This window comes from Vibrio barjaei, from assembly GCF_001639065.2.
Taxonomy (GTDB): Bacteria; Pseudomonadota; Gammaproteobacteria; order Enterobacterales; family Vibrionaceae; genus Vibrio; species Vibrio barjaei.
Map to the genome: position 1 here is coordinate 316,616 of NZ_LQXO02000053.1, position 21,434 is coordinate 338,049.

A 21,434-nucleotide genomic window follows, 5' to 3' on the forward strand; every position below is an offset into this window, starting at 1 on the left:
TACCTTATTGGTTACGTTTTTTCTCTAGATACATTTGAGGAATAACCGCGTACATTGCTGCACAAGTCACCAAATGCTCTTTCCAAGTTTTCTCGTTTGGCGCATGAGCTTCTGGCTCTTTACCTGGGCCAAAGCCGATAACTGGAATGCCGTAACGACCCATGATAGATACGCCGTTAGTAGAGAACGTCCATTTGTCGACAAGTGGTTTTTTGTCGAATAGTAGCTCGTAAGATGCTTCTAGAGTCTTAGTTGCAATGTGGTCTTCGTCGATCTTCCATGCTGGGAAGTAGCACTCTGTTGGGTAAACCAAACCGGTGTAAGCAGGACGGTCATAGTTGTACATAGACACTTTCGCGCCATACTTCTGAACTGCAGGTAGGTTTTGAATCTCTTCGATTGCGCCTTCCCAAGTTTCACCCCAAGTGATACGTCTATCGATAGATACTGCACAGCTATCTGCTACCGCACAGCGGCTTGGAGAAGTAAAGAACACTTCAGACACAGTTAGCGTACCTTTACCCAAGAATGGGTCGTCGCCAAGGTTGCCAGCCAATTTCTCGATATCGTTAAGAATGTGACCCATTTTGAAGATAGCGTTATCACCACGCTCAGGTGCAGAGCCGTGGCAGCTAATACCAGATACGTCTACACGAATTTCCATACGGCCACGTTGACCGCGGTAAATTTGGCAATCTGTAGGCTCAGTGGACACAACGAATTCAGGACGAATATCGCTTTCTTCAATGATGTACTGCCAGCATAGGCCGTCACAATCTTCTTCTTGAACCGTACCAGTCACAAGCAATGTGTACTCGTCTTCTAGGCCCAAGTCTTTGATGATCTTACCTGCATAAACCATCGACGCCATACCGCCTTCTTGGTCTGATGCACCACGACCACCGATGACTTCATCATCTTCCATACCTTCGTATGGGTCGAAGTTCCAGTTGTCTAGATTACCCACACCTACGGTATCGATGTGCGCGTCCATTGCGATCAGTGTAGGACCGTTACCAATCCAACCTAATACGTTACCCATTGGGTCGATGTCAACGCGGTCAAAACCTACTTTTTCCATTTCTTCTTTGATGCGAAGAACGACTTTTTCTTCGTCGCAACTTTCGCTTGGAATCGCAATCATATCGCGAAGGAAACGAGACATATCAGCTTTGTATTCTTGCGCTTTTTCCAATACGGTTGCAAAAGGGATACTTACAGTCATTGTTACTACTCCAAATTCTGTTCCCAATGGAGCCTTGCCCCACTGGGAGTGTTAATGCTTGAAATTACTAATCTTTCTTTGTCACTTTTTTCTACGTTGTTTTAGATTGTCGCGTGCTTACCTTGCCAAACGACTTCGCGATAGTGCACAGGATCTGTGTCGCCTTCAGTGTTAATAACCAAAACAACAGAATCTTTATTAAGCGCTAAATGCTCTTTTAGGCTCTCTTTTTCACGGCTGTATTCCACCGCTGCCAATAGACCCAAACCAACCGCACCGGACTCACCAGAGATAACCGCAGGATCGCCACTTAGAGGGTTACCCAATACGCGCATACCAAACGCAGCTACACGGTCTTCACAGGAAACAAACTGAGTGGCACAGTTTTTAAGCACTTCCCAACCTAATGGGTTTGGCTCGCCACAAGCTAGACCAACCATGATGGTTGCAAGATCGCCGTCTACGTTGACCATGTCTCCAGTCTCAGCAATACCTGAACGATAAATACAGTCTGCTTGGTTTGGTTCCACAACGACTGAGCGAAGCTGACCTGGGCCACAATATTCAGCCAGATAGCCCAATACGCCACCAGCCATTGCGCCTACACCCGCTTGTAAGAACACGTGCGTCGGTTTATCCAAACCTAGCTCAACCATTTGCTCAACGGCTTCCACTGCCAAGGTGCTATAACCTTGCATGATCCATGTTGGGATCTCGGTATAGCCTTCCCACGCCGTGTCTTGAACCACTTTCCAGCCATGCTCGTTAGCGGTTTTGATGGCTAGTCTTACGGTATCGTCGTAATTCATGTCAGTAACAATGCACTCTGCGCCAAGGGCACGAATGTTGTTAACGCGCTCATCAGCTGCGCCTTTTGGCATGTAGACAACTGCGTTTTGACACAGTTGATTCGCCGCCCAAGCGACACCACGACCGTGGTTACCATCAGTAGCCGTTGCGAAGGTCATTTTGGTTTTGATTTGAGTTTTGAAAGTTTCGAAATTGAAACCGTCGATGTCCATCTTGTATTCATCACACAAGAGTCGTGCAATAGCGTATACGCCGCCTAACATTTTGAATGCGTTTAGGTCAAAGCGATACGCTTCGTCTTTAACAAGAATGTTCTTCACACCAAACTCTTTTGCAAGGTGAGTTAGATTGTGAAGAGGTGTTGGTTGATAGCCATCTAATTGCAAATGAAATCGGCGCGCTTTTTCGGCTTCACTGATGGAAAACTGATCGGAGAGGCGTCCATTAAAATGCTGGTTATCGGCAATATGAATATTAAAATTCAACTTTGACATAGCGATACCTTATTTAATCCATTTACACACTCGCCTTAGAAAGGAGTTAAGGCGAGGTGTAATACCCTTTTTACTTAGGGTAAATATTACGGGAGTGCTTTATTTAACTCGTTTTGCTGAATCTTTTAATAGTTCGTCAAGAACGCCAGCTACATCTTGATATTTTCTGTTCAAAATCATTGCAGCGATAATATATGGCTTCCAGCTTGCTTCTTTATAAGTCGCAATACGGTACTTCTCGAATACAGACTCTTCTACTTCACCTTCTTCACAAGACACGCCTGTGATATCAGCAGGTAGACAGTGCATGTACAACGCTTCACCGCCTTTAGTTAGCTTCATCATCTCTTCAGTACAGTGCCAGTCTTTGTGCTGTGCGTTTTGTGCCAAGCACGCTTTCTCTAGCTCTTTTAGTCCATCATGGTCATTAGCGCGTAACAGGTCAGTACGCTCGCCCATAACTTTGTAAGGTGCCCAAGATTTTGGATAAACGATGTCTGCATCTTTGAATGCTTCTTCCATCGAAGTTACTTGAGTGAAGCTACCGCCAGACTCTTGTGCGTTTTTCTTCGCTTCTTCAACAACTTCAGGAATCAGGTCATAGCCTTCTGGGTGTGCTAGCACGACATCCATACCGAAACGGCTCATAAGACCGATGATGCCTTGTGGCACAGATAGAGGCTTACCGTAACTTGGCGAGTACGCCCAAGTCATCGCAATCTTCTTACCTTTAAGTTGATCTAAACCACCGAAATGCTCTTCCAACCAAGCTAGGTCAGCCATAGACTGTGTTGGGTGGTCGATATCACACTGTAGGTTAACCAATGCAGGACGATGAGGAAGTACGCCTTCTTTAACACCATCATCTAACGCTTCACCTACTTCGCGCATGTAAGCATTACCAGCACCTAAGTACATGTCATCACGAATACCAATCGCATCAGCACAGAAAGAAATCATGTTCGCTGTTTCACGAACAGTCTCACCGTGAGCGATTTGAGATTTACCTTCATCAAGATCTTGTTGTGCTAGGCCTAACATATTGATAGCGGAAGCATAAGAAAAGCGAGTACGAGTCGAGTTGTCTCTAAATAAGGAAATGCCTAGGCCGTTTTTAAATACATTAGTGGCGATATTTTCACCACGCATGGTTTTTAGTACTTGTGCAGTTTTTAATACTCTTTCTAATTCTTCTGGGCTTTGCTCCCACGTTAATAGAAAGTCTTTATCGTGAAGTTTTGATTCTAGTTGAGAAATTTCTTTAATCAGTTCATTCATATTTTTCATTTGCTATCCCATTATCCATCTAGATTAACTATAAAAAATACAACTCAAGATAATATTCGCATGCTATTTATATTTAACAGGCTAACAAAGCGTATTTGCCCTCTTGTTTGTATTTGTATTTACTCCTAACTGGCCGATCGTCTGGCCTTCAGATTTCTGTCACTGGTTCTTATATTCCAAGTTCTGTGCCAATAATTCGTATCAAATAAAAAAGAATGAAATTTCTTTGAAAGCCCCGTGTTATAAGGGCTCGTCGATTGGCGATTGAAAGGATGAAAACGATGACAGACTCAACTATCAGTCTGACTAGAGCGCCGAAACCAATTTGATAGCGATAGTAAAAGGGTGAGTATCATATTGATATTGGATGATAGACACTCTTCTCAGGGTGAGAAGAGTGTCTTAGAAGAGTTATTCTTTGCTGGCTTTTGACTTAGGAAGGATAAGGTTTAGCGTCACGGCAGCTAAGGTGCCTGTGGTGATGCCAGAATGGAAAACAAGTTTCAAACTCTCAGGGAAATGACGCAGCAGATTAGGCTCGTAGGTAACCGCCAAACCTGATGCTAACGCCACACACACCACAATCGCATTACGTCGTGAATCCGTGGCTTTCATTAGCATTCGAATACCCGCGTAAGCAATCATACCGAACATAACGAAACCAACCCCACCAAGCACAGGTTTTGGCACCGTCACCGCTAATGCCGCAAATTTAGGGAACAGACCACCAAGTACCAACAAACAGCCTGTCACTGCGACGACAAAGCGGCTAGCGACTCCACTAATACCGACGATACCAACGTTCTGACTGAAACTTGCCACTGGCATGGCTGAGAAGAACGAGCCAAAGGTACTGCCTAAACCATCGGCTAACAGCCCTTTTTTCAAGTCATTACCTTTCAGCTCAACACGACAGTTGCTTGCCAGTGCCATAAAGTCTCCTGTTGCTTCTGCAACCACCACCAAATAGACCAAACTCATGGTAATGATGGCTGGGATGGAAAAACTCATCCCAAAATGTAGGGGCATAGGTGCTGCCACCCAATTCGCTTCGGCAATTTGAGTAACATCGACCATTCCCAATGGAATAGCCATCATATAGCCTGCGGCTAAACCAATAATGATACTCGATGCGGCAACGACGCCTTTACAGAACACCGAAACGCCTATCACCACGGCTAAAGAAGCGGCTGCCAAGAATATTTTCGGCAGCGTCGCGAACTCAGGGTGACCTTGAGGGGCATCACCAATCCAGTTCATTGCTACAGGTAAGATAGTTAGACCAATCAAGGTCACAACCACACCACTAACAATGTTAGGGAATAGCTTGCGAATATGGCTCATATAAAAGCTTGAACCTACCACTAGAAATGACCCTACAAATGCGGCTCCAAGCACTGCATCCAACCCTTCAGTTTTGCCAATGGCGATAATGCTGCCAATAAAGGCGAAACTCGACCCCATAACGACGGGGAGTCGGATTCCGATTTGCTTAAAGCCGATACATTGCACAATAGTGACCAAACCAGACACAAGCAATGACGCGCTGATTAGCGTGACAATGTCTTGTGGCGGCAAGCCAATTGCGCTACCCGCAATAAGCGGCACTGCGACAATACCTCCTATTGATGCCAACATGTGCTGTATTGCGAGAAATAAGGTAACGCCATACGGGGGTTTTTCGTCTAATTCATAGAGGAGTTCCATACTGCTTCCTTTTATAGGCTGTGCTCTACTTGAGATTGAGGAATGTTGCAAAACTCTGTGGCGCGCCTAATTGCTTCTACAATCGGCTGATAACCAGTGCATCGGCACAGGTTGCCTTCCAGAGCATCACGAATTTCTTCTTCAGTCGGGTTTGGATAGCGTTTAAGCAACGCCCAAGCACTGATGATCATGCCCGGTGTACAGAAACCACACTGCGTTCCTCCAGTGGTCAAAAACTCATCCATAAGAACCACACCCAGTGGGTCCTTTCTTAACCCTTCAATGGTGACGATTTCACTGCCTTCGCACTGAACAGCTAGTGCCAGACAAGAACAAACCGGCTTGCCATCTTTAATCACGGTGCATGCACCGCACTCACCTACCGCACACCCTTCTTTCGTGCCAGTAAGTGACAATTGCTCTCTTAACATGTCGAGTAGCCGTGTATTACCCGTGACTTCGAGGTTATACACACCGCCATTCACCGTTAGCGATATTTGTTTTGTTTCTTTAACCATTGAAATGCACTCCTATGCTAACGACTGGCCATCTGACAGCTTGGTTTGGATTTCCGACATAAGCTCTCGGAACATGTTCAGATAAACAGGCTGTTTGTACGCCGCTGACCAACGTCCACCAATTTCTGTTTCGATAATGTCTGATAGTACGCTGATAGCACGGCCAACAACCTGCTCGTCTAACGTGGTTTCACACAATACTTCTTCTACTTGATACAAGCGTCGTGGGTAGCTAAATAGTGCGCCATCAACGAGGCGACACTCTTTGACTATGCCCTGTTCGACATTCATCAAACAGCTCAAGCTCAAACGCGTGATGTTCAGTGCATTACGACGTCCTAGTTGAACGTATTCGGTTAGCTCGAATGGTTTATCTGGAATCGTAAGAATGATCTTAGTCAGTAGCTCATCTGGTTGAATGTCCGTGCGATAACCACCTTTAAGAAGCTCAGCAATAGGTAAACGTCTCACTTGTTTTTCAGACGCTAGCTCAATTTCTGCCTTGTAAGCGATCAACGGCGGAATTGAGTCGGCACATGGTGCTGCATTGGCAATGTTGCCACCTAACGTTGCACGGTTTCTGATTTGTGTTGAACCTATGGTTTTGCATGCTGTTGCTAATAATGGGAAGTGGTGACGGACTTCTTCGTGCTCCACTACATCAGTGATGCATGCACCACCACCAATCATTATGCTGTTACCTTCGTGAGTGATGGCTTTTAGCTCTTTGAGGCCCGTGATATCGAGTAGCGGTGCTGCGGTTTCTTGCAAACGATGCTGAACAAGCACATCGGTACCACCCGCTAAGATAGTCATTGAACCTTGCTGCATTAACGACAACGCCTCACCCAAGGTTTCAGGTCGAGTCACATTGAGATCGCACAAGCGGTTCACTTGATGATGGTTATCACCGCTGCATAAGAGCTCGCTTTGACGTACTGGCTTTTTAAGGTTGTAGCCTAAGTACACTTGCTCCAGTGTCAGTGGTAACGTTCTGTGACGTTTTTTAGTGGCAAACGCAACAGCATTAACGATGGCAGCAGCTGCGAGCTCTGCGGCAGGTTCACCAATACTTTTCGCGCCGTAAGGGCCTGCTGGGTCGGGGTTTTCTATCGCGTGGATATTGAGGTTAGGAATGTCTTTGATGGTAGGCATTAAGTAGGTGTCGAAGTTGTCGGATTTCACTTCGCTCTGTTCGATATTGTAGTCTTCTAAAATACCGAATCCAATACCTTGAGCGATACCACCCGCTACTTGGCCTTCAAAACCGACAGGGTTAATGACCTTACCTACATCGTGTACTGCGGTTACCCCAAGTACATCTACTTTACCGGTCGAGGTGTCTACTTTTACTTCTGCAACTTGGCAGCCGTAAACCCACGTAAAGTAAGGTGAGCCTGTGCCCTTCTCCTCATCCCAGTGAATCGGCGGTGGATCGAACCAACCGTAGGCCGCAAGGTTAATCCCTTGCTGACGACAACGTGAAATCGCCTCTTGCAGTGGCACTTGAATATCAGATTGTAAGTTCGATTTAATCTGACCGTTTCGCCATGTAGTGTCTTCAATTCGCGTGACTTCGAGGTCGGATTTTATGGTATCAAACAAACGAGCTCGGATGGTTTCTGCGCCGAGTTTCACCGCATTACCGCCCGTCATTGTGGCGCGAGATGCAACGGTTGGTCCGCCGTCAGCGATTAGGCTCGTAGGCGACTCTGAGAAACGCACCATATCCAAAGGCACACCTAGCACTTCACCCGCTATCATCGCCATGGTAGTTTGCAGGCCTTGTCCGTTTTCACACACACCAGTAGAGATATTTAGACTGCTGTCTGCATTTAACGATAATAACGCGGTGGAGTTATCCGCACCTTCCGCGCCTAAAGAACAACCACGATAACTAAGCGCTAAACCAATACCATATTTGATGGGCGAATTGACGTTGTTCTTAGCGTTCATTTCCGCCATGCGCTCATAAAACTGAGACTTTTCTGCTGCGGTTTTCAATACTTCTGATGCCGAGACCGTGTGCTGGTCAAAACATTGCCCTGTCATGCTCAAGGAGCCTTGTTTCAGAACATTGCGTTCACGCACAGTAATTGGGTCGATGTCGCATGTTAGTGCTATCTCATCCATCAAGGATTCGTGGGCGAAAATAATCTGAGGAGAACCAAAACCACGCATTGCACCCGATACGCTGTTGTTAGTGTAAACCCCTGTCACGTCTACTCGAACATGGTCAATATCGTACGGACCAGCGGCTTGAACCGAAGAGCGCCAAGTTACAAACGGTGTACATGTCGCGTAGGCACCAGCATCCGCGATGATGTTGATTTTAATCCCTTCAATTTTACCCTCACGCGATACGCCTACTTTGTAACGCATGGTGTATGGGTGACGTTTGGTGCTTTCGATGAGCGATTGCTCTCTGTTATAGGAGAACTTGACTGCACGCTTGGTAAGGTAAGTGGATAGCGCCGCTCGACAAGCAAGATGATCAATGGTGTCATCTTTACCACCAAACGAGCCACCAAGCACAGAACGCTTCACATTGATGGTTGCTTGTGGAATGCCAAGGAATCCGGCTACAAAGCTTCTTACTCTATGAGGGTTTTGAATCGAACCAACGATAGTCAGCTCGTTATTATTGGGGTCGAGATAAGTGGTTATTGATTCTGGCTCAATATAGCCATGTTCTTGATAGTGCGTTTGATAGGTGTGTTCGATAACCACATCGGCCTTCGCAATGGCCTTATCTGCATCACCTTTAACGGTGTGGTGAGTGTTAACGACATTAGAATCTTTATCCGGATGAATCAGTCTTGCATCACTTTCTAACGCTGACTCTGGGTCAGTAACGGGTTGAAATGGTTCATATTCGACTCGGATCTTTTCACTTGCTTCACAAGCAGTCTCGTAACTGTCTGCAATAACGAGTGCAATGACATCACCACTAAAACGTACCCATTCCTGACATATAGGGTAAAAGTCTCGAATGATCACCCCTACTTTGGGGTCTCCTGGAATATCGTCATAAGTAATGATTCGCTCGACGCCAGGGACTTTCATTGCGTCCGTGGTATCTAAAGAAAGAATTCTACCCGCAGGTATATCTGTGTAACGGCAAACTCCGTGAAGAGAACCCGATATGTGAACATCGTCGCCGTAAACTGCCGTACCTTCTACTTTGGCTCGTCCATCTACTCGAGGCATTCTGCTGCCTAAGCCAGCTTCATTCATAATAACTCCCTCTTGGTTGAATGAGGTGTGCATCACGATTCGCGGCACGCCCACGAAATAGAGCAGTAAAGCAGGCGTGCCGGAAAGCTAGATCAAAGCATTTATCAAGCCATTAATTTCATAAAGTCAATCGTCAGCATAAATATTCTTGTTAAAAATGAACTACCTAAAAAACTGTGATGGAGATTTTATTTATCGGTTGATATAACGGCGATATATATCTTAGCTATAAAATACTCGAATCTAAGTTAATTTATTTATAAACCTGAAAATTGCAGATTATCATTGTGAGACTATCAATTTGATAGCCTCACGGGTTGATAGACTCATTTGGAGAAATTCTCATTTTCAGACATCAAATGGAAATAATGCTTATTTATTCAAAAGTGCGTATTGATAAATATGTGACCCAGATACCAAAGCTCTGAAAATTGACAGGCGTGTACATTTGTCTCTGACCTAAATCAAACTCATAAGGAGTAATTAAAAATAGAATGTCATTCTCTTAATAACGATTAAAACATTATGCCTGAAACTAAGAACGCTTCCGAACTCATGGCTATACAGCCAACCATCATCCGATTCACCCAGATGCTGTCTACCGTTCTCAAGGTGGATGCTGAAGTGGTTGACGCGGATTTGGTCCGTATCGCGGGAACAGGCCCCTATAGCCAATTTTTTGGAAAAAAACTCAACGCCAGCTCACGACTTTTTAGATACATCATTGAAACAAAAGAAGAAAAAACACTCATCAAGTCTCAAGCCGATCCGCTCTGTGCCGAGTGCACAACTAAGGATGCGTGCCGAGAAACTGCCTTCCTAGGTGTTCCTATTCTTCTTGAAGATCGTTGTATTGGCGTAATGAGCCTTGTCGCTTTTACAGAAGAATCTCAACAGACTATTAAAGACAATGCGAAGCTTTTTTCCGACTACATAAAACATACCGCGCAACTTGTTGTGGCAAAAGTCACAGAAAACCAAACACCAAATAAAGGCCTCGAAGATGTCTTTATTAACTTAATTGACAATATGGACCAAGGAGTTTTAGTTCTTGATGAAAATAACTACGTTAAATATGGCAATCAACCAGCCCTAGCTAACCTAAATATTACTATTCAGGAACTACCAGAAAAGAAAATAAATATTAGACCTCTATCACAATGTCGCGGTAGTAATGATCACCAACAGCAACATATTGTTTCTATTGGTCGTCGAGAAGAATTATTAGTCGGTCAGTTTTACAATTGCCGAAGTCACAAATTATTCTTAATGTCATTCTACCAACCACATAACCCTGTCCTGCCTTACGAGACCAATGCCGTATTTGCCGAAGTCATCGGTGAAAGTGCAAAAATGCAAAAGCTGAAAGGACTCATGTCACGCATTTCTAAGAGCCCATCGAGTGTTCTTATTAATGGTGAAAGTGGTACAGGTAAAGAAGTCATCGCCAACGCTGTTCATAAGCTTAGCGGACGAGCACAAAACCCATTTATTGCGATTAACTGTGCGGCGATTCCGGATCAGCTTCTGGAAAGTGAACTATTTGGTTATACCAAGGGTGCCTTTACCGGTGCGTCCAGCAAAGGCCGGGTTGGTTTAATCCAAGCCGCAAATAACGGCACACTGTTCCTGGACGAAATCGGCGATATGTCGATGCAGTTGCAAGCGAAACTGCTTCGTGTACTAGAAGCGCGGGAAGTCATGCCGATTGGCTCTAACACAGCTACTCCAGTAGACATTCGAATTATTTCTGCGACCAACCGAAACTTCGCCGAGATGATTGCTACCAACAAGTTCCGTGAAGACCTTTACTACCGACTTAACGTTATTCCTTTGCAACTACCTGCATTGCGTGAGCGCGAAGGTGACGTACCTTTGTTGGTTCATCACTTTATGGACATACATACCCAAAAACTGGGTACCAATTACCCGGGTATGTCTGAAGAAGCTATGAGCTGTTTAACCAGTTACCACTGGCCGGGCAACGTTCGTGAATTGAGTAACTTAGTAGAGTATCTGATTAATATCGTACCGGAAGGCGAACAGATTGATGTTGACCTTCTCCCCCCTCACTTTGAAGCACATCAGCCTGAGCCCAAACCTAGCCCTATTCAGGATTCAGGAATGAGCTTAGAAGACATGGAACGAGTCCGAATCGAAGAAGCAATTGGCCGATTAGGCAACCGTAAATTAGTCGCGGAAGAACTAGGCATAGGAATTGCTACTCTCTATCGAAAACTCAAAAAATATGGTCTGAACGAGAAGTGCTATAGCTAACTATTTTCGACAATCTCTTGTTGAACGCTCTCAATAGCTAAAATGGGGCGCTGTAATAACCAAGTCTGCACTTGGTTATTACCCCATTGATGCTTCTCTCCCTAATTCACTTACGTACGGAGTTGTTGCTATGGAAAATATCGCGCTTACCCAATACAGTCATGGTGCCGGTTGTGGCTGTAAATTGTCACCTAAAGTCCTTAACCAAATTCTCGCCTCCTACACACCTACGCCAAGCAGTGATCAATTAATCGTTGGCAACCTTAGCCGTGATGATGCCGCGGTTTATCATATTGGCGATGGACACTGCGTTATCAGTACCACCGACTTTTTCATGCCAATCGTTGACGACCCGTTTGATTTTGGCCGTATTGCTGCCACTAACGCTATTAGCGACATCTATGCGATGGGTGGGAAACCTATTATGGCACTAGCGATTTTAGGCTGGCCTATCGACAAATTGGCTCCAGAGATTGCAGGAAAAGTTATAGAGGGAGCACGCAGCGTCTGCCAAAAAGCAGGTATTGAGCTTGCGGGCGGCCATTCTATTGATTCTCCAGAACCGATATTTGGCTTAGCCGTAACCGGAACTGGCAAATTAGATCAAATCAAACAGAATTCAAAAGCCACCGCTGACTGTGATCTATTTTTAACCAAGCCTATAGGTATCGGTTTATTAACCAGCGCTGAAAAGAAAAAGCAGCTTAAGCCAGAGCATAAAGGGCTAGCAGTTAAATGGATGTGTGAGTCCAACGTGATTGGTCAACAGCTCGCCGAGTTTTCACAAGTAAAAGCTATTACAGATGTGACGGGTTTTGGCTTGCTTGGTCACCTTACTGAAGTCTGTAATGGCTCCAATCTAGATGCCCATATCGATTTACCTGCAATCCCTTTGTTACCTGGCGTTGAGGAATATATTGAGTTAGGCACCATTCCCGGGGGCACCCATAGAAACTATGACTCAGTCAAACACATGCTGGGTGAAATAAGCGACTTTGACAAAGCCATCTTATGCGATCCACAAACTTCTGGTGGCCTGCTTCTGGCGGTAGAAAAGAGCGGCGTAAACGATATGCTGAACTTCTGCAGAAGTTGTGGTGTTACGGCGACAAGAATTGGGTCACTGACTCAGCCAGCCAATAGTCAGCAACCACAAATTAAAATAGAACGTTAATAGTCACAAGATGGGAGACATTTGTACTGCACTTGTCTCCCAAAACAACCAGCCAACCATAATATAGAAGCTTGCAATAGCGAAAACCGCGACATAACCCCACATCCATTGTTTCTCTTGGTTTTTGTGTCGACGATGAAGTAAAGATTCCAGCTTAAACCAAGCGCTTTGACCGAACACTACCACTAAGCTTAACGATAAAAAGCTGCCGAAAAAGCTCGCCAACATCAAACCTAACGACAGTTGCCAACCAAACCAAAGCATACTGAAAAGCCCTATCAATGCCGTGCTGCTGCAAGGTCGCAATCCATATAATACAACGTTTGAGAAGTTCCATGTCACCACTGCACTGACTTCAGGTCCGCGCGGCCGTTTTTGCTTGATACAACCTTTAATCAAATAAACGACGCCAAGCACTACCATACCAGCGCCTACAAACTGATTGATGGATGCAACCCAGCCTATGGAAGCCCGATACCCAATAGATAAGAACTGATTGGCAAGTAAAACAATGGAGATCGTCACTACAGCTTGTAACATATTGATAAGTAGGCTTAGCCAAACTAGTTTCCATCGGCTTAAGGTTGAGCTTGTCGCGAGCAACATCACAGCACTTTTGCCATGCCCCGGTCCTAATGAATGAGTAAAACCATAGGCAAATGTGCACAACGCAGTAATAATGAGTGCCTGCCAGTCGCCAGAATCAACTCGATCCAAGTAGTCAGATAGTTGCTCTAGCAGTGATCGCTGTACCGAAACAAACGTCCATCTAAGGGAGTCAATGTTCTCTATCACACCCACAATCACTGTGACAAAAACAGCCACTATTAGCACCAGCGTTAAAGCTTGAACCCAGCGGTTAAAGCTATTCACAATGTATGCTCACTTTTTGACTGAAATGGGCACCAAGGTCGTCATCTCCTTGTTCATCGATGCCTAATGAGTTCGCGTAATCAAGAATTTCTTGAGACGGACTTGGAGTTTCAAGGGTAATTTTGCACTTGTCACTTACGTCTGGACTAAGCGCAATGGTCGACGGGTCTTTCCATGAAATATCAATGAAGTACGTATTATCGTAAACCTGAACATCCAGCTCCTGAGTCGAGACATCGATAGCGCGCGACAACGGCAATGTAAAAGTCAGTACCATACGTCGTCCTCGCTTAGTTAATGCGTAGACCTGTGGCAAACGAAATTTAAGCGGTTCGCCATCAACATACAAATAAGTAAAGTAATGCGTATTCAATAGATTAGACATCAACCTTACCGCTTCTTTATGCGCTGTTTCATCGCTATCGAAGACTGAAAAATCACCATCTAGTGCGTAGGCACTGGTGAAAGGATCAAACACCCACTCCATGCTGATGCTATCCACCAACGTCCCTTTGCCATTGACCGTTAACTGGTTGCCTATCCACGAATGCGGATGTGCGTTGGCGTTGGTCGCCAGCGTCAACAAAGCAACAACGAATACTCTGCGCCAATAGAAAGCCTTCAATACGAACCAATTAAACATGGCGTTTTTCTTGAACAATACGACTGTCGTCTTTGTTACCTACAAGTTGGTCGAATTCTGAGATTCGAGCAATAAAGGCGGGCTTATCTTCTGCTGGGATTGACGTTGCCATTGGCAAGTTAGCTGTTATTGGATCAACAGCACGATTTCGCACTAGCACTTCAAAATGTAAATGCGGCCCCGTTAAGCGCCCAGTTGCCCCGGATAACGCTACTTTCTGACCCCGTTTAACATGGTCGCCTCGTTTCACAAGAATACGCTGCAAGTGTAAATATCGTGTTTTGTAGACACTGTTATGTTCAATAACTAAATACTTGCCCGCATAAGGGTGGTTGCGCACCGCAATTACCTTACCATCACCGGTTGAATGAACAGGCGTGCCGACAGGCGTTGCAAAGTCAGTACCGTTATGTGGTGAAATACGTCCAGTGACAGGATGTATACGTCGTGGATTGAATGGTGAGGTGATTCTTCTATATGGTTTAGCAACGGGATAGCGGTCAAAAGCTTGCTCTAAACTATTGCCTTCACGATCATAGAAACGACCATCTTCAGCCAGAAACGCAGCGACTTCCTTTCCTCTAATTGTAATCGAGATTCCCTGTACTTCAGTGTTACCCGTTAAATGGTTTCGCAGGTATTGCTCATTGACCAGAATGTTAAAAGTATCACCCGCTCTAAAGTCTTTGGCGAAGTTTATTTTGTCTCTCAAGACTCGGGTAATGTTGGCGATCTGTGTGATCGTTAATCCTGCTTTATGCGCCGAACTCGAAAAGCTGCCAACCACTTCTCCAGAGAAGAGATGTGTTTTCCACTCACCTTGCTCTTCAATAAATTCATAGCTGTAGCTGCCATCTTCCAAGCGTTTATATACTGCCCTTTCCACTAAACTCTCATGATAGGTCAATTGCTTGAGCTGGTTAGTCGTTCGATCTATCACCATTTCTAGGTGATCGCCGGGCTTAATAGTATCGAGTTTCAGCGAGTTTAAATCGGCCTCTAGTAGACTTTGCAGGGTGTTATACGACAAATCCCAGGCATTGAAAATGGTGCTTAGCGAGTCACCAACTTTAACGATGTAATGCACTTTAGCAAGGTCAGGCTTTTCTGCTTGCAGCGATGTCGTTTGGGTTGGAGCGCTAGTTTCAGGGCTATTCAGCGTAGATTTGTATGGTGTAATTTTAATGGTTACAGGTTCGGGCTGAGGCTGTTCTTGTTCTATTGAGAGATATGCTGCGAGGGAAAAAGAGACAGCAGCGATAGCAAACAAGACGTATCGTGGAGACTTCATAAGATAACAATAACTAAAACACAATTGTTATGTTATAACATCACCTTAACTAATAATAAATACCGTTTGTGTCAGAATATGTATCACAGTAAGCATTATTCGCCAAGTCAGCGATTGTTAGAAAAAAACCTCGCCATGAATCACAGCAAGGTTTTCGTCATTTAATGAGGGCAAATTAAGGGGGTTATGGCACACCGTGACCTTTTGCTGCAACCCAAACTCTAAACCACTGTTCACGAGTAAGTTCTATTTCTAGAGAAGCAACGGCTGCTTTAACTCGTTCAATTTTGCCTGAACCAATGATAGGTAAAGGATTCGAAGGAAGACGCTTAACCCACGCATAAATCACCTGATCGATGCTGACCGCCCCTACTTCGGTGCGAATTGCCTCAAGCTCTGCTCGGACTCGCTTCGCTTGTTCCGATTTGCCGTTGAAGATTTCTCCACCAGCAAGTGTTGACCATGCCATTGGCAACACACGAAGTTGTTGCAATTGATCTAGCGTACCGTCATGAGCCACTTCAAAATTAAGCGGGTTAATTTCTACTTGGTTAGTCACTAGTGGTTTGCTCAAACGCGATTGCAATAATTCAAACTGGCGTGGCGAGAAGTTTGAAACACCGAAGTGTTTGACCTTACCAATCTTGTATAGTTCATTAAACGCATCAGCAACTTCATCAGCATCCATTAAAACGTCTGGACGGTGAATTAACAGCACATCTAGCTCATTTACGCCCAAGCGCTGTAACGAGTTATCTACTGATTCATAAATATGTTTTGCACTGGTATCGTAATGGTTGATCTTACGATCCGGATATTTATCTGAGCACAGTTTGATGTCGCATTTAGAGACAATTTGAATCTGTTCACGGACTGAACTATCTAGTGCTAGCGCCTCACCAAACAAACGTTCGCACTCATAGTTACCGTAGATATCAGCATGATCAACAGTAGTAACACCGAGTTCAATATGCTGTTTAAGGAAGGTCAGACGTTGTTGCGGTGTCATTCCCCAATCGGCTAATCGCCAATACCCCTGAACCAGTTCTGAAAACTCTGGTCCATTTGGCGCCATTGTCACTTTCGAAACAGCTGTAACACTCGAAACCATTGGTTATCTCCTTATTTAAGTCTGCCAACATCCTATGCTTGTTTTACCTAGCTCTCAACGGGTAAACTTCGAAAAAACGAACTAGAGTACGAAGTTGTGAGCTTTGCAGACAGACTACAAGAATTGATTGGACAAGAGAGTGTTAGTGGATTTGCTCGACGTGTCGAACTATCAGAAGCACTCATTCGCAAATACTTAAAAGGTAGTGAACCAAGCTTAGCAAAAGCTAACCAAATAGCCATGAAAGCTAACTGCTCACTCGAATGGTTAGCGACAGGATGCGGATACCTGTACCGCCAAGCAGAGGTTGTCGATATGGAAGCCTACCAACTGGCCTACGATGCCGTTAACGGTACTCGGCTGGCTGAAAAGGACATTTTCGAGCATCGTAAGCGCATCACTGCTTATCAATATTTGCGCGCGACCAAAAAGCCAGATGGATATTTGGACCAATCAGGAATGAAACGACTACTGACTTCGCTTGCTGAGTTATGAATCCACTCAAAAACCCCTCAACTTTATTACCGAAACATCACCAAGAATAACATTTCATTAACAACTATTCGTTTTATAAAAAGAACGCACCTCCTTCTATCTAACTAACCTATACATGAGCAATCATCGGTCCTATAAATGTGACCGAGGTTAAACACATGTTTGAAAAAAATATCTTACACTAAATATAAATAACGCATTTATTAATAAAGTAGGAAACAATCAACAAAGCATAATTAATCTGCTTCAAACCATGTCCCCTAATAGTGGTATTCAAAAATGAATTTATTTTTGAATGGGGATTGTTTTATCCAAAAAACGGAAATTATAAAAAAGGGAATAACTATGAAAAGTCTATTCAAACTTTCTACATTAGCGGTAAGTGTATTTGCTGCGTCTCAAGTTAATGCTATTGAATTATATAATAATGAAGGCACTGAACTTACTATGTATGGTGCGATTGCTGCACAAGTTAGTAAGTATGATTATGATAAATCAACACCAATGGGATCAGATGATGCCTATGGCCTTAACGGTGACTCTACATTTATCGAAGATCCAGGGTCATATGTTGGATTTGATATCAGTCATACACAAGGAAAGTTTAAAGGTGTAGCTAAGATAGCGTTTGATGTTAATTTCGGGACTCAAACAGACGTTAATGGATATGGAGATAGTTTAGAGGCACTTACCGCAAGACAAATTTACGCCGGCTTCGGCCACGAGGACTTTGGTACCGTGACGATTGGTCGCCAAGAAAGCCCATATATGAAAACTGATAAAGGCTATTACTCATACTGGGCTGGTGGTCTAAATATGATGCAGTCTGACGAACTAGGAAGTCGCCGTTCTCCGAATACTGTCGTTTGGCAAAATGATTTCGATAATTTGTACGTAGGATTGCAATATCAAGCGCGACGCGATGTTGAGCAAATTGCTTTCGGTAATGGGTTAAACTTTGGTTCCTTTATCGTCGGTGGCTCGATCGACGCGAATGGTTTAACTCGTTCAAAGATAAAAATAAAAGATGGATTCGGTGGCGCTTTAGCATATACGTTTGACTTCGGTACCTATTTATCTGCTGCATACAACCAAGCGAATGATATCAATGGTGATTTCATTGATATCTTAGGCAGCGCCACTGGTACAGCCGACAACGCTGAAGTGAAACAATATGCGTTGGCTGCTGAGCACCACTTTATGGATGGGGCGATTTCTGTATCCGGACGATATGAGCACTTCGAAGCAAAAGATGGTAGTAACAGCCCAATCTTCGACAGTAAAACTGACAACTTCGGATTAGGTGCTAACTTCTACTTTACGGAATCAATGCGAATCTACGGAAGTTATGAATATGCTAAAGAAAACAACAACCTGACAGGTAAAACGCAATCTGAAGCAAATATATACAATATCGGCTTTGGTTGGGCGCCAGTCGCCTGGGGTGAAGTGTATCTAGAAAGTTACTACGATGACGTACAGCTTAACGACAGCATTAACTATGAGACTGGCGCTGCTCCAGCAGACACTGAATCCAAAGGCGCTCACTTCTTCCTAGGCGCAGCTGTTTTCTTCTAAACAGTGACTAAAACGTGACCTATTTAATGCCTCCTTCTCAGGAGGCATTTTTACATTCCAACCACATTTCACCCTTGATATTTCAACATACCTAAATCACCGACAGATTTCTTTACTCCCCTCAACCCTAATCCATTCATTAATTCTATAAGTAAGAGTCATTACCATAGCCTAATTAATTACATAAAAACTTATAAAACTATAAGTTGTGATTTATACCATGAATAACTCTACGCAATTTAATTAAACTCCGGTCAATCAACCACCTAATCAAGAGGAATATTGGAACTTAAACAAAAATATAACAAATTCAAACAAAGCCATTTTTAAAACAATAATCAAATACTATGACACGCTAGCGTTTAAAACGTAGGCAGAGACTTTTACACCTAATTATAAGCTTAAGAAACATGACTAAACTGAACCCTATTTTCCTAGCACTTTTGGCAACTTTTTCTTCCAATGCAATAGAGCTTTACAACGATGAAGGCACTGAGCTATCAATTTACGGGGCGATAGCCGCACAGCTTAGCCGTTATGATTACAACTCAACTACCGCCATGGGTAACGCCAATGGCTACAACTACAATAGTGATGTTATCCACGTAGAAGATCCAGGCTCATATTTGGGCTTCGATATCTCCCACACTCATGGGCAGTTTAAAGGTCTCGTGAAGCTGGAATGGGATGTTAACTTTGGCACTCAATCAGATACATCGGACATTGCATTACAGCAGCGCCAAACCTATGTTGGCTTCGGCCATGATATTTATGGTCAAGTAACCATTGGTCGCCAAGAAAGCCCTTATATGAAAACAGACAAGGGCTATTACGCATACTGGGCTGGCGGCCTAAATATGATGCAGTCTGATGAGCTGGGTAGCAGACGAACCAAGAATACTGTCGTGTGGTCAAAAGAGTCCGAGAATTACTATGTTGGACTGCAATATCAAGCCAGTCGTAATGAGGACCAAATCTCGTTTGGTAATGGCCTTAACTTTGGCTCCGTGTATGCACCTGTTGCGACGCGCCCTACTATCACCATAGATAATGGCTTTGGTGCCGCTGCAACCTATACTTTTGATTTCGGTACTTACGTAGCAGCTGCATATAACCAAGCCAATCATATTAATGGCGAGTTTATCGACTTGCTTGGTATACCAGACCCAAGTGCTAGCCTGACCGCAACGGATGCAACCATTAAGCAGTTTGCCGTTGCTTTTGAACATCATTTTTCTGAGGGGTTACTCTCTGTCTCCGGACGCTACGAACGATTTATGTCTGAAGATGGCGCAACCAATCCGGCGTTCAAAGGCACCACGGATAATGTTGGTCTAGGTGCTAACCTATATGTGACTGAAAATATTCGTCTCTACGGCAGCTATGAATGGGCGTTAGACAAAGATGATCTGGCTAGCAAGACCAATACTAAAGTAGCGATGATTAATTTGGGTGCGGCTTGGGCTCCCGTCCCGTGGGGGGAAATCTATGTTGAGGGTTATAGAGACGATGTCACCCTCAACGACACGTTAAACTGGAACACGAATCAACCGACCGACTATCGCGGCTCATCTAATCATTTATTCTTAGGAGCAGCAGTGTTGTTTTAAAGACTAGGGATAAACAAAGTGGAGCAGTTTAGCCTCTGCTCCACAACATAAAACAATTCAAATCACCATCATTTATTGGTGGTCTTTCGAGTAAGATCACAACAACCTGCTATTATTTTACATAGAGTTATATTGAGCAAATAATAGACAACAAGGAAGGTAGGTATGTACGATCTAAAGAAAGAGTATGACCAGTTTGGCCCCTGGTTGATCGAAATAAAATCGCAAGAAGACATTCCACCCCAGTTCTCTGAACAACAGCATTTTTTTGAAGACGCGGTATACAGCTTTAAGATCCCTGTGCATCAAGAACGTAGAAATATGAAGCCAGGCATGTTGCTTTACCCTGAAGTTGTCATCATTCAACAAGATTTCATCATGCATTTGAAGATTGATGGTGAGCGCATTCAAGCAGAGAAAATGTGGTACACCGATGTGCTGTTCCTCACACATGGTGGAGACTTGCTCGACAACTACATTGGCCTTCAATCGATTCAAGGTGAGATGATCATCAAATACAACCTCGTGTCTCAAGATGTTGCCAGCCATGTGATAAAACTATTGCGTGAAATCGTCTCTCCTAGAACCAGTTACCCTATTTCTACAGAACTAAATGACGCGAGTTTGTTGGACAAAGTGACATACAGTTTCTATTGCGGCACTGAAAAGCTGTTGGAACCGCTGCACATACTGGCTTACCAAAGCGAGATGATGCTCACCGAAAGAAAACGCACGAGCATCATGGATCTTTACCATAATTTCGTACAGTACAAACTGTTGCGCTCAATGATCATGACCGATGGCGTTGATTTGATTATCGCTAACCAAGGTAAACATATTATTGATGTTAAAGATGCCAACTATAAATTCGGTCACACCTTTATTCGAATAGGCTTGATTGAAAACGTATCACTAGAGCCTCATCCTCACTTCCCTGAACTAAACGCGCTCATCATTAAAGTGGGATTATGCGAGTTTACCTTAGCGGTCGACAAAACCTTCTCTATCAATAAAGTCAATGAGCTACTTCTTGTCACTAAGCAAGTGAAAGAGCCAGCCTAATACGTTAAATACACTAAGCGTTCTTCCTAATCGAACTAGGGA

The 21,434-nt window shown here is 44.1% G+C and carries 16 protein-coding genes; 6 read left to right on the top strand and 10 right to left on the bottom strand.

Annotated features, from left to right (window positions below; genetic code table 11):
• Positions 1-4: 4 nt before the first annotated feature.
• The 6 genes from AWH66_RS22075 to AWH66_RS22100 all read right to left on the bottom strand — a co-directional run bounded on the left by AWH66_RS22075 (position 5) and on the right by AWH66_RS22100 (position 9,278).
• Complete coding sequence (locus AWH66_RS22075; RefSeq protein WP_006073544.1) at positions 5-1,225, bottom strand: YgeY family selenium metabolism-linked hydrolase; 1,221 nt, start codon at positions 1,223-1,225, stop codon at positions 5-7.
• Positions 1,226-1,326: 101 nt separating this feature from the next.
• Entirely contained in the window at positions 1,327-2,529 is a 1,203-nt protein-coding gene (gene dpaL / locus AWH66_RS22080; RefSeq protein ID WP_063603440.1) for a diaminopropionate ammonia-lyase, read from the bottom strand.
• 99 nt (positions 2,530-2,628) lie between these two features.
• The gene (gene ygeW / locus AWH66_RS22085; protein WP_063603439.1) at positions 2,629-3,816 is read right to left on the bottom strand and encodes a knotted carbamoyltransferase YgeW; all 1,188 of its coding nucleotides are present in this window, start codon (positions 3,814-3,816) and stop codon (positions 2,629-2,631) included.
• Between the two features lie 411 nt (positions 3,817-4,227).
• Entirely contained in the window at positions 4,228-5,523 is a 1,296-nt protein-coding gene (locus tag AWH66_RS22090) for a nucleobase:cation symporter-2 family protein (protein ID WP_063603438.1), read from the bottom strand.
• Positions 5,524-5,534: 11 nt separating this feature from the next.
• Positions 5,535-6,041, bottom strand: coding sequence for a (2Fe-2S)-binding protein (locus AWH66_RS22095; RefSeq protein ID WP_062459114.1), 507 nt, complete (start codon positions 6,039-6,041; stop codon positions 5,535-5,537).
• Positions 6,042-6,053: 12 nt separating this feature from the next.
• Positions 6,054-9,278: a molybdopterin cofactor-binding domain-containing protein gene (locus tag AWH66_RS22100; protein WP_063603437.1), complete on the bottom strand. Its 3,225-nt coding sequence runs from the start codon at positions 9,276-9,278 to the stop codon at positions 6,054-6,056.
• Positions 9,279-9,803: 525 nt separating this feature from the next.
• Between AWH66_RS22100 and AWH66_RS22105 the strand changes: the two genes are divergently transcribed.
• Together AWH66_RS22105 and selD are read left to right on the top strand one after the other, a co-directional pair.
• Positions 9,804-11,555 carry a sigma 54-interacting transcriptional regulator gene (locus tag AWH66_RS22105; protein ID WP_063603436.1) on the top strand — a complete coding sequence of 584 codons (1,752 nt, stop codon included), beginning with the start codon at positions 9,804-9,806 and terminating at the stop codon, positions 11,553-11,555.
• A gap of 130 nt (positions 11,556-11,685) precedes the next feature.
• Positions 11,686-12,729, top strand: a complete 1,044-nt coding sequence (gene selD, locus AWH66_RS22110; RefSeq protein WP_063603435.1) for a selenide, water dikinase SelD — start codon at positions 11,686-11,688, stop codon at positions 12,727-12,729.
• 3 nt (positions 12,730-12,732) lie between these two features.
• Here selD and AWH66_RS22115 read toward each other — a convergent pair whose 3' ends face one another.
• The 4 genes from AWH66_RS22115 to AWH66_RS22130 form a co-directional block, all read right to left on the bottom strand.
• Positions 12,733-13,602, bottom strand: coding sequence for a hypothetical protein (locus tag AWH66_RS22115; RefSeq protein ID WP_063603434.1), 870 nt, complete (start codon positions 13,600-13,602; stop codon positions 12,733-12,735).
• A complete protein-coding gene (locus AWH66_RS22120) occupies positions 13,595-14,245 on the bottom strand; it encodes a DUF1007 family protein (RefSeq protein ID WP_063603433.1) in 651 nt (216 codons plus the stop codon). The genes AWH66_RS22115 and AWH66_RS22120 overlap by 8 nt, the downstream gene beginning before the upstream one ends.
• The gene (locus tag AWH66_RS22125; protein ID WP_063603432.1) at positions 14,238-15,536 is read right to left on the bottom strand and encodes a peptidoglycan DD-metalloendopeptidase family protein; all 1,299 of its coding nucleotides are present in this window, start codon (positions 15,534-15,536) and stop codon (positions 14,238-14,240) included. The genes AWH66_RS22120 and AWH66_RS22125 overlap by 8 nt, the downstream gene beginning before the upstream one ends.
• A 184-nt stretch (positions 15,537-15,720) precedes the next feature.
• Positions 15,721-16,647: an aldo/keto reductase gene (locus AWH66_RS22130; protein ID WP_063603431.1), complete on the bottom strand. Its 927-nt coding sequence runs from the start codon at positions 16,645-16,647 to the stop codon at positions 15,721-15,723.
• 96 nt (positions 16,648-16,743) lie between these two features.
• On the opposite strand from AWH66_RS22130, the gene AWH66_RS22135 reads away from it, so the two are divergent.
• From AWH66_RS22135 to AWH66_RS22150, 4 genes are all read left to right on the top strand, one after another.
• Positions 16,744-17,142 carry a hypothetical protein gene (locus AWH66_RS22135; RefSeq protein WP_063603430.1) on the top strand — a complete coding sequence of 133 codons (399 nt, stop codon included), beginning with the start codon at positions 16,744-16,746 and terminating at the stop codon, positions 17,140-17,142.
• 345 nt (positions 17,143-17,487) lie between these two features.
• A complete protein-coding gene (locus tag AWH66_RS22140; RefSeq protein WP_063603429.1) occupies positions 17,488-18,720 on the top strand; it encodes a porin in 1,233 nt (410 codons plus the stop codon).
• A 410-nt stretch (positions 18,721-19,130) separates the two neighbouring features.
• Positions 19,131-20,330, top strand: coding sequence for a porin (locus AWH66_RS22145; RefSeq protein ID WP_063603428.1), 1,200 nt, complete (start codon positions 19,131-19,133; stop codon positions 20,328-20,330).
• 165 nt (positions 20,331-20,495) lie between these two features.
• Positions 20,496-21,392, top strand: a complete 897-nt coding sequence (locus AWH66_RS22150) for a hypothetical protein (RefSeq protein ID WP_063603427.1) — start codon at positions 20,496-20,498, stop codon at positions 21,390-21,392.
• Positions 21,393-21,434: the final 42 nt, after the last annotated feature.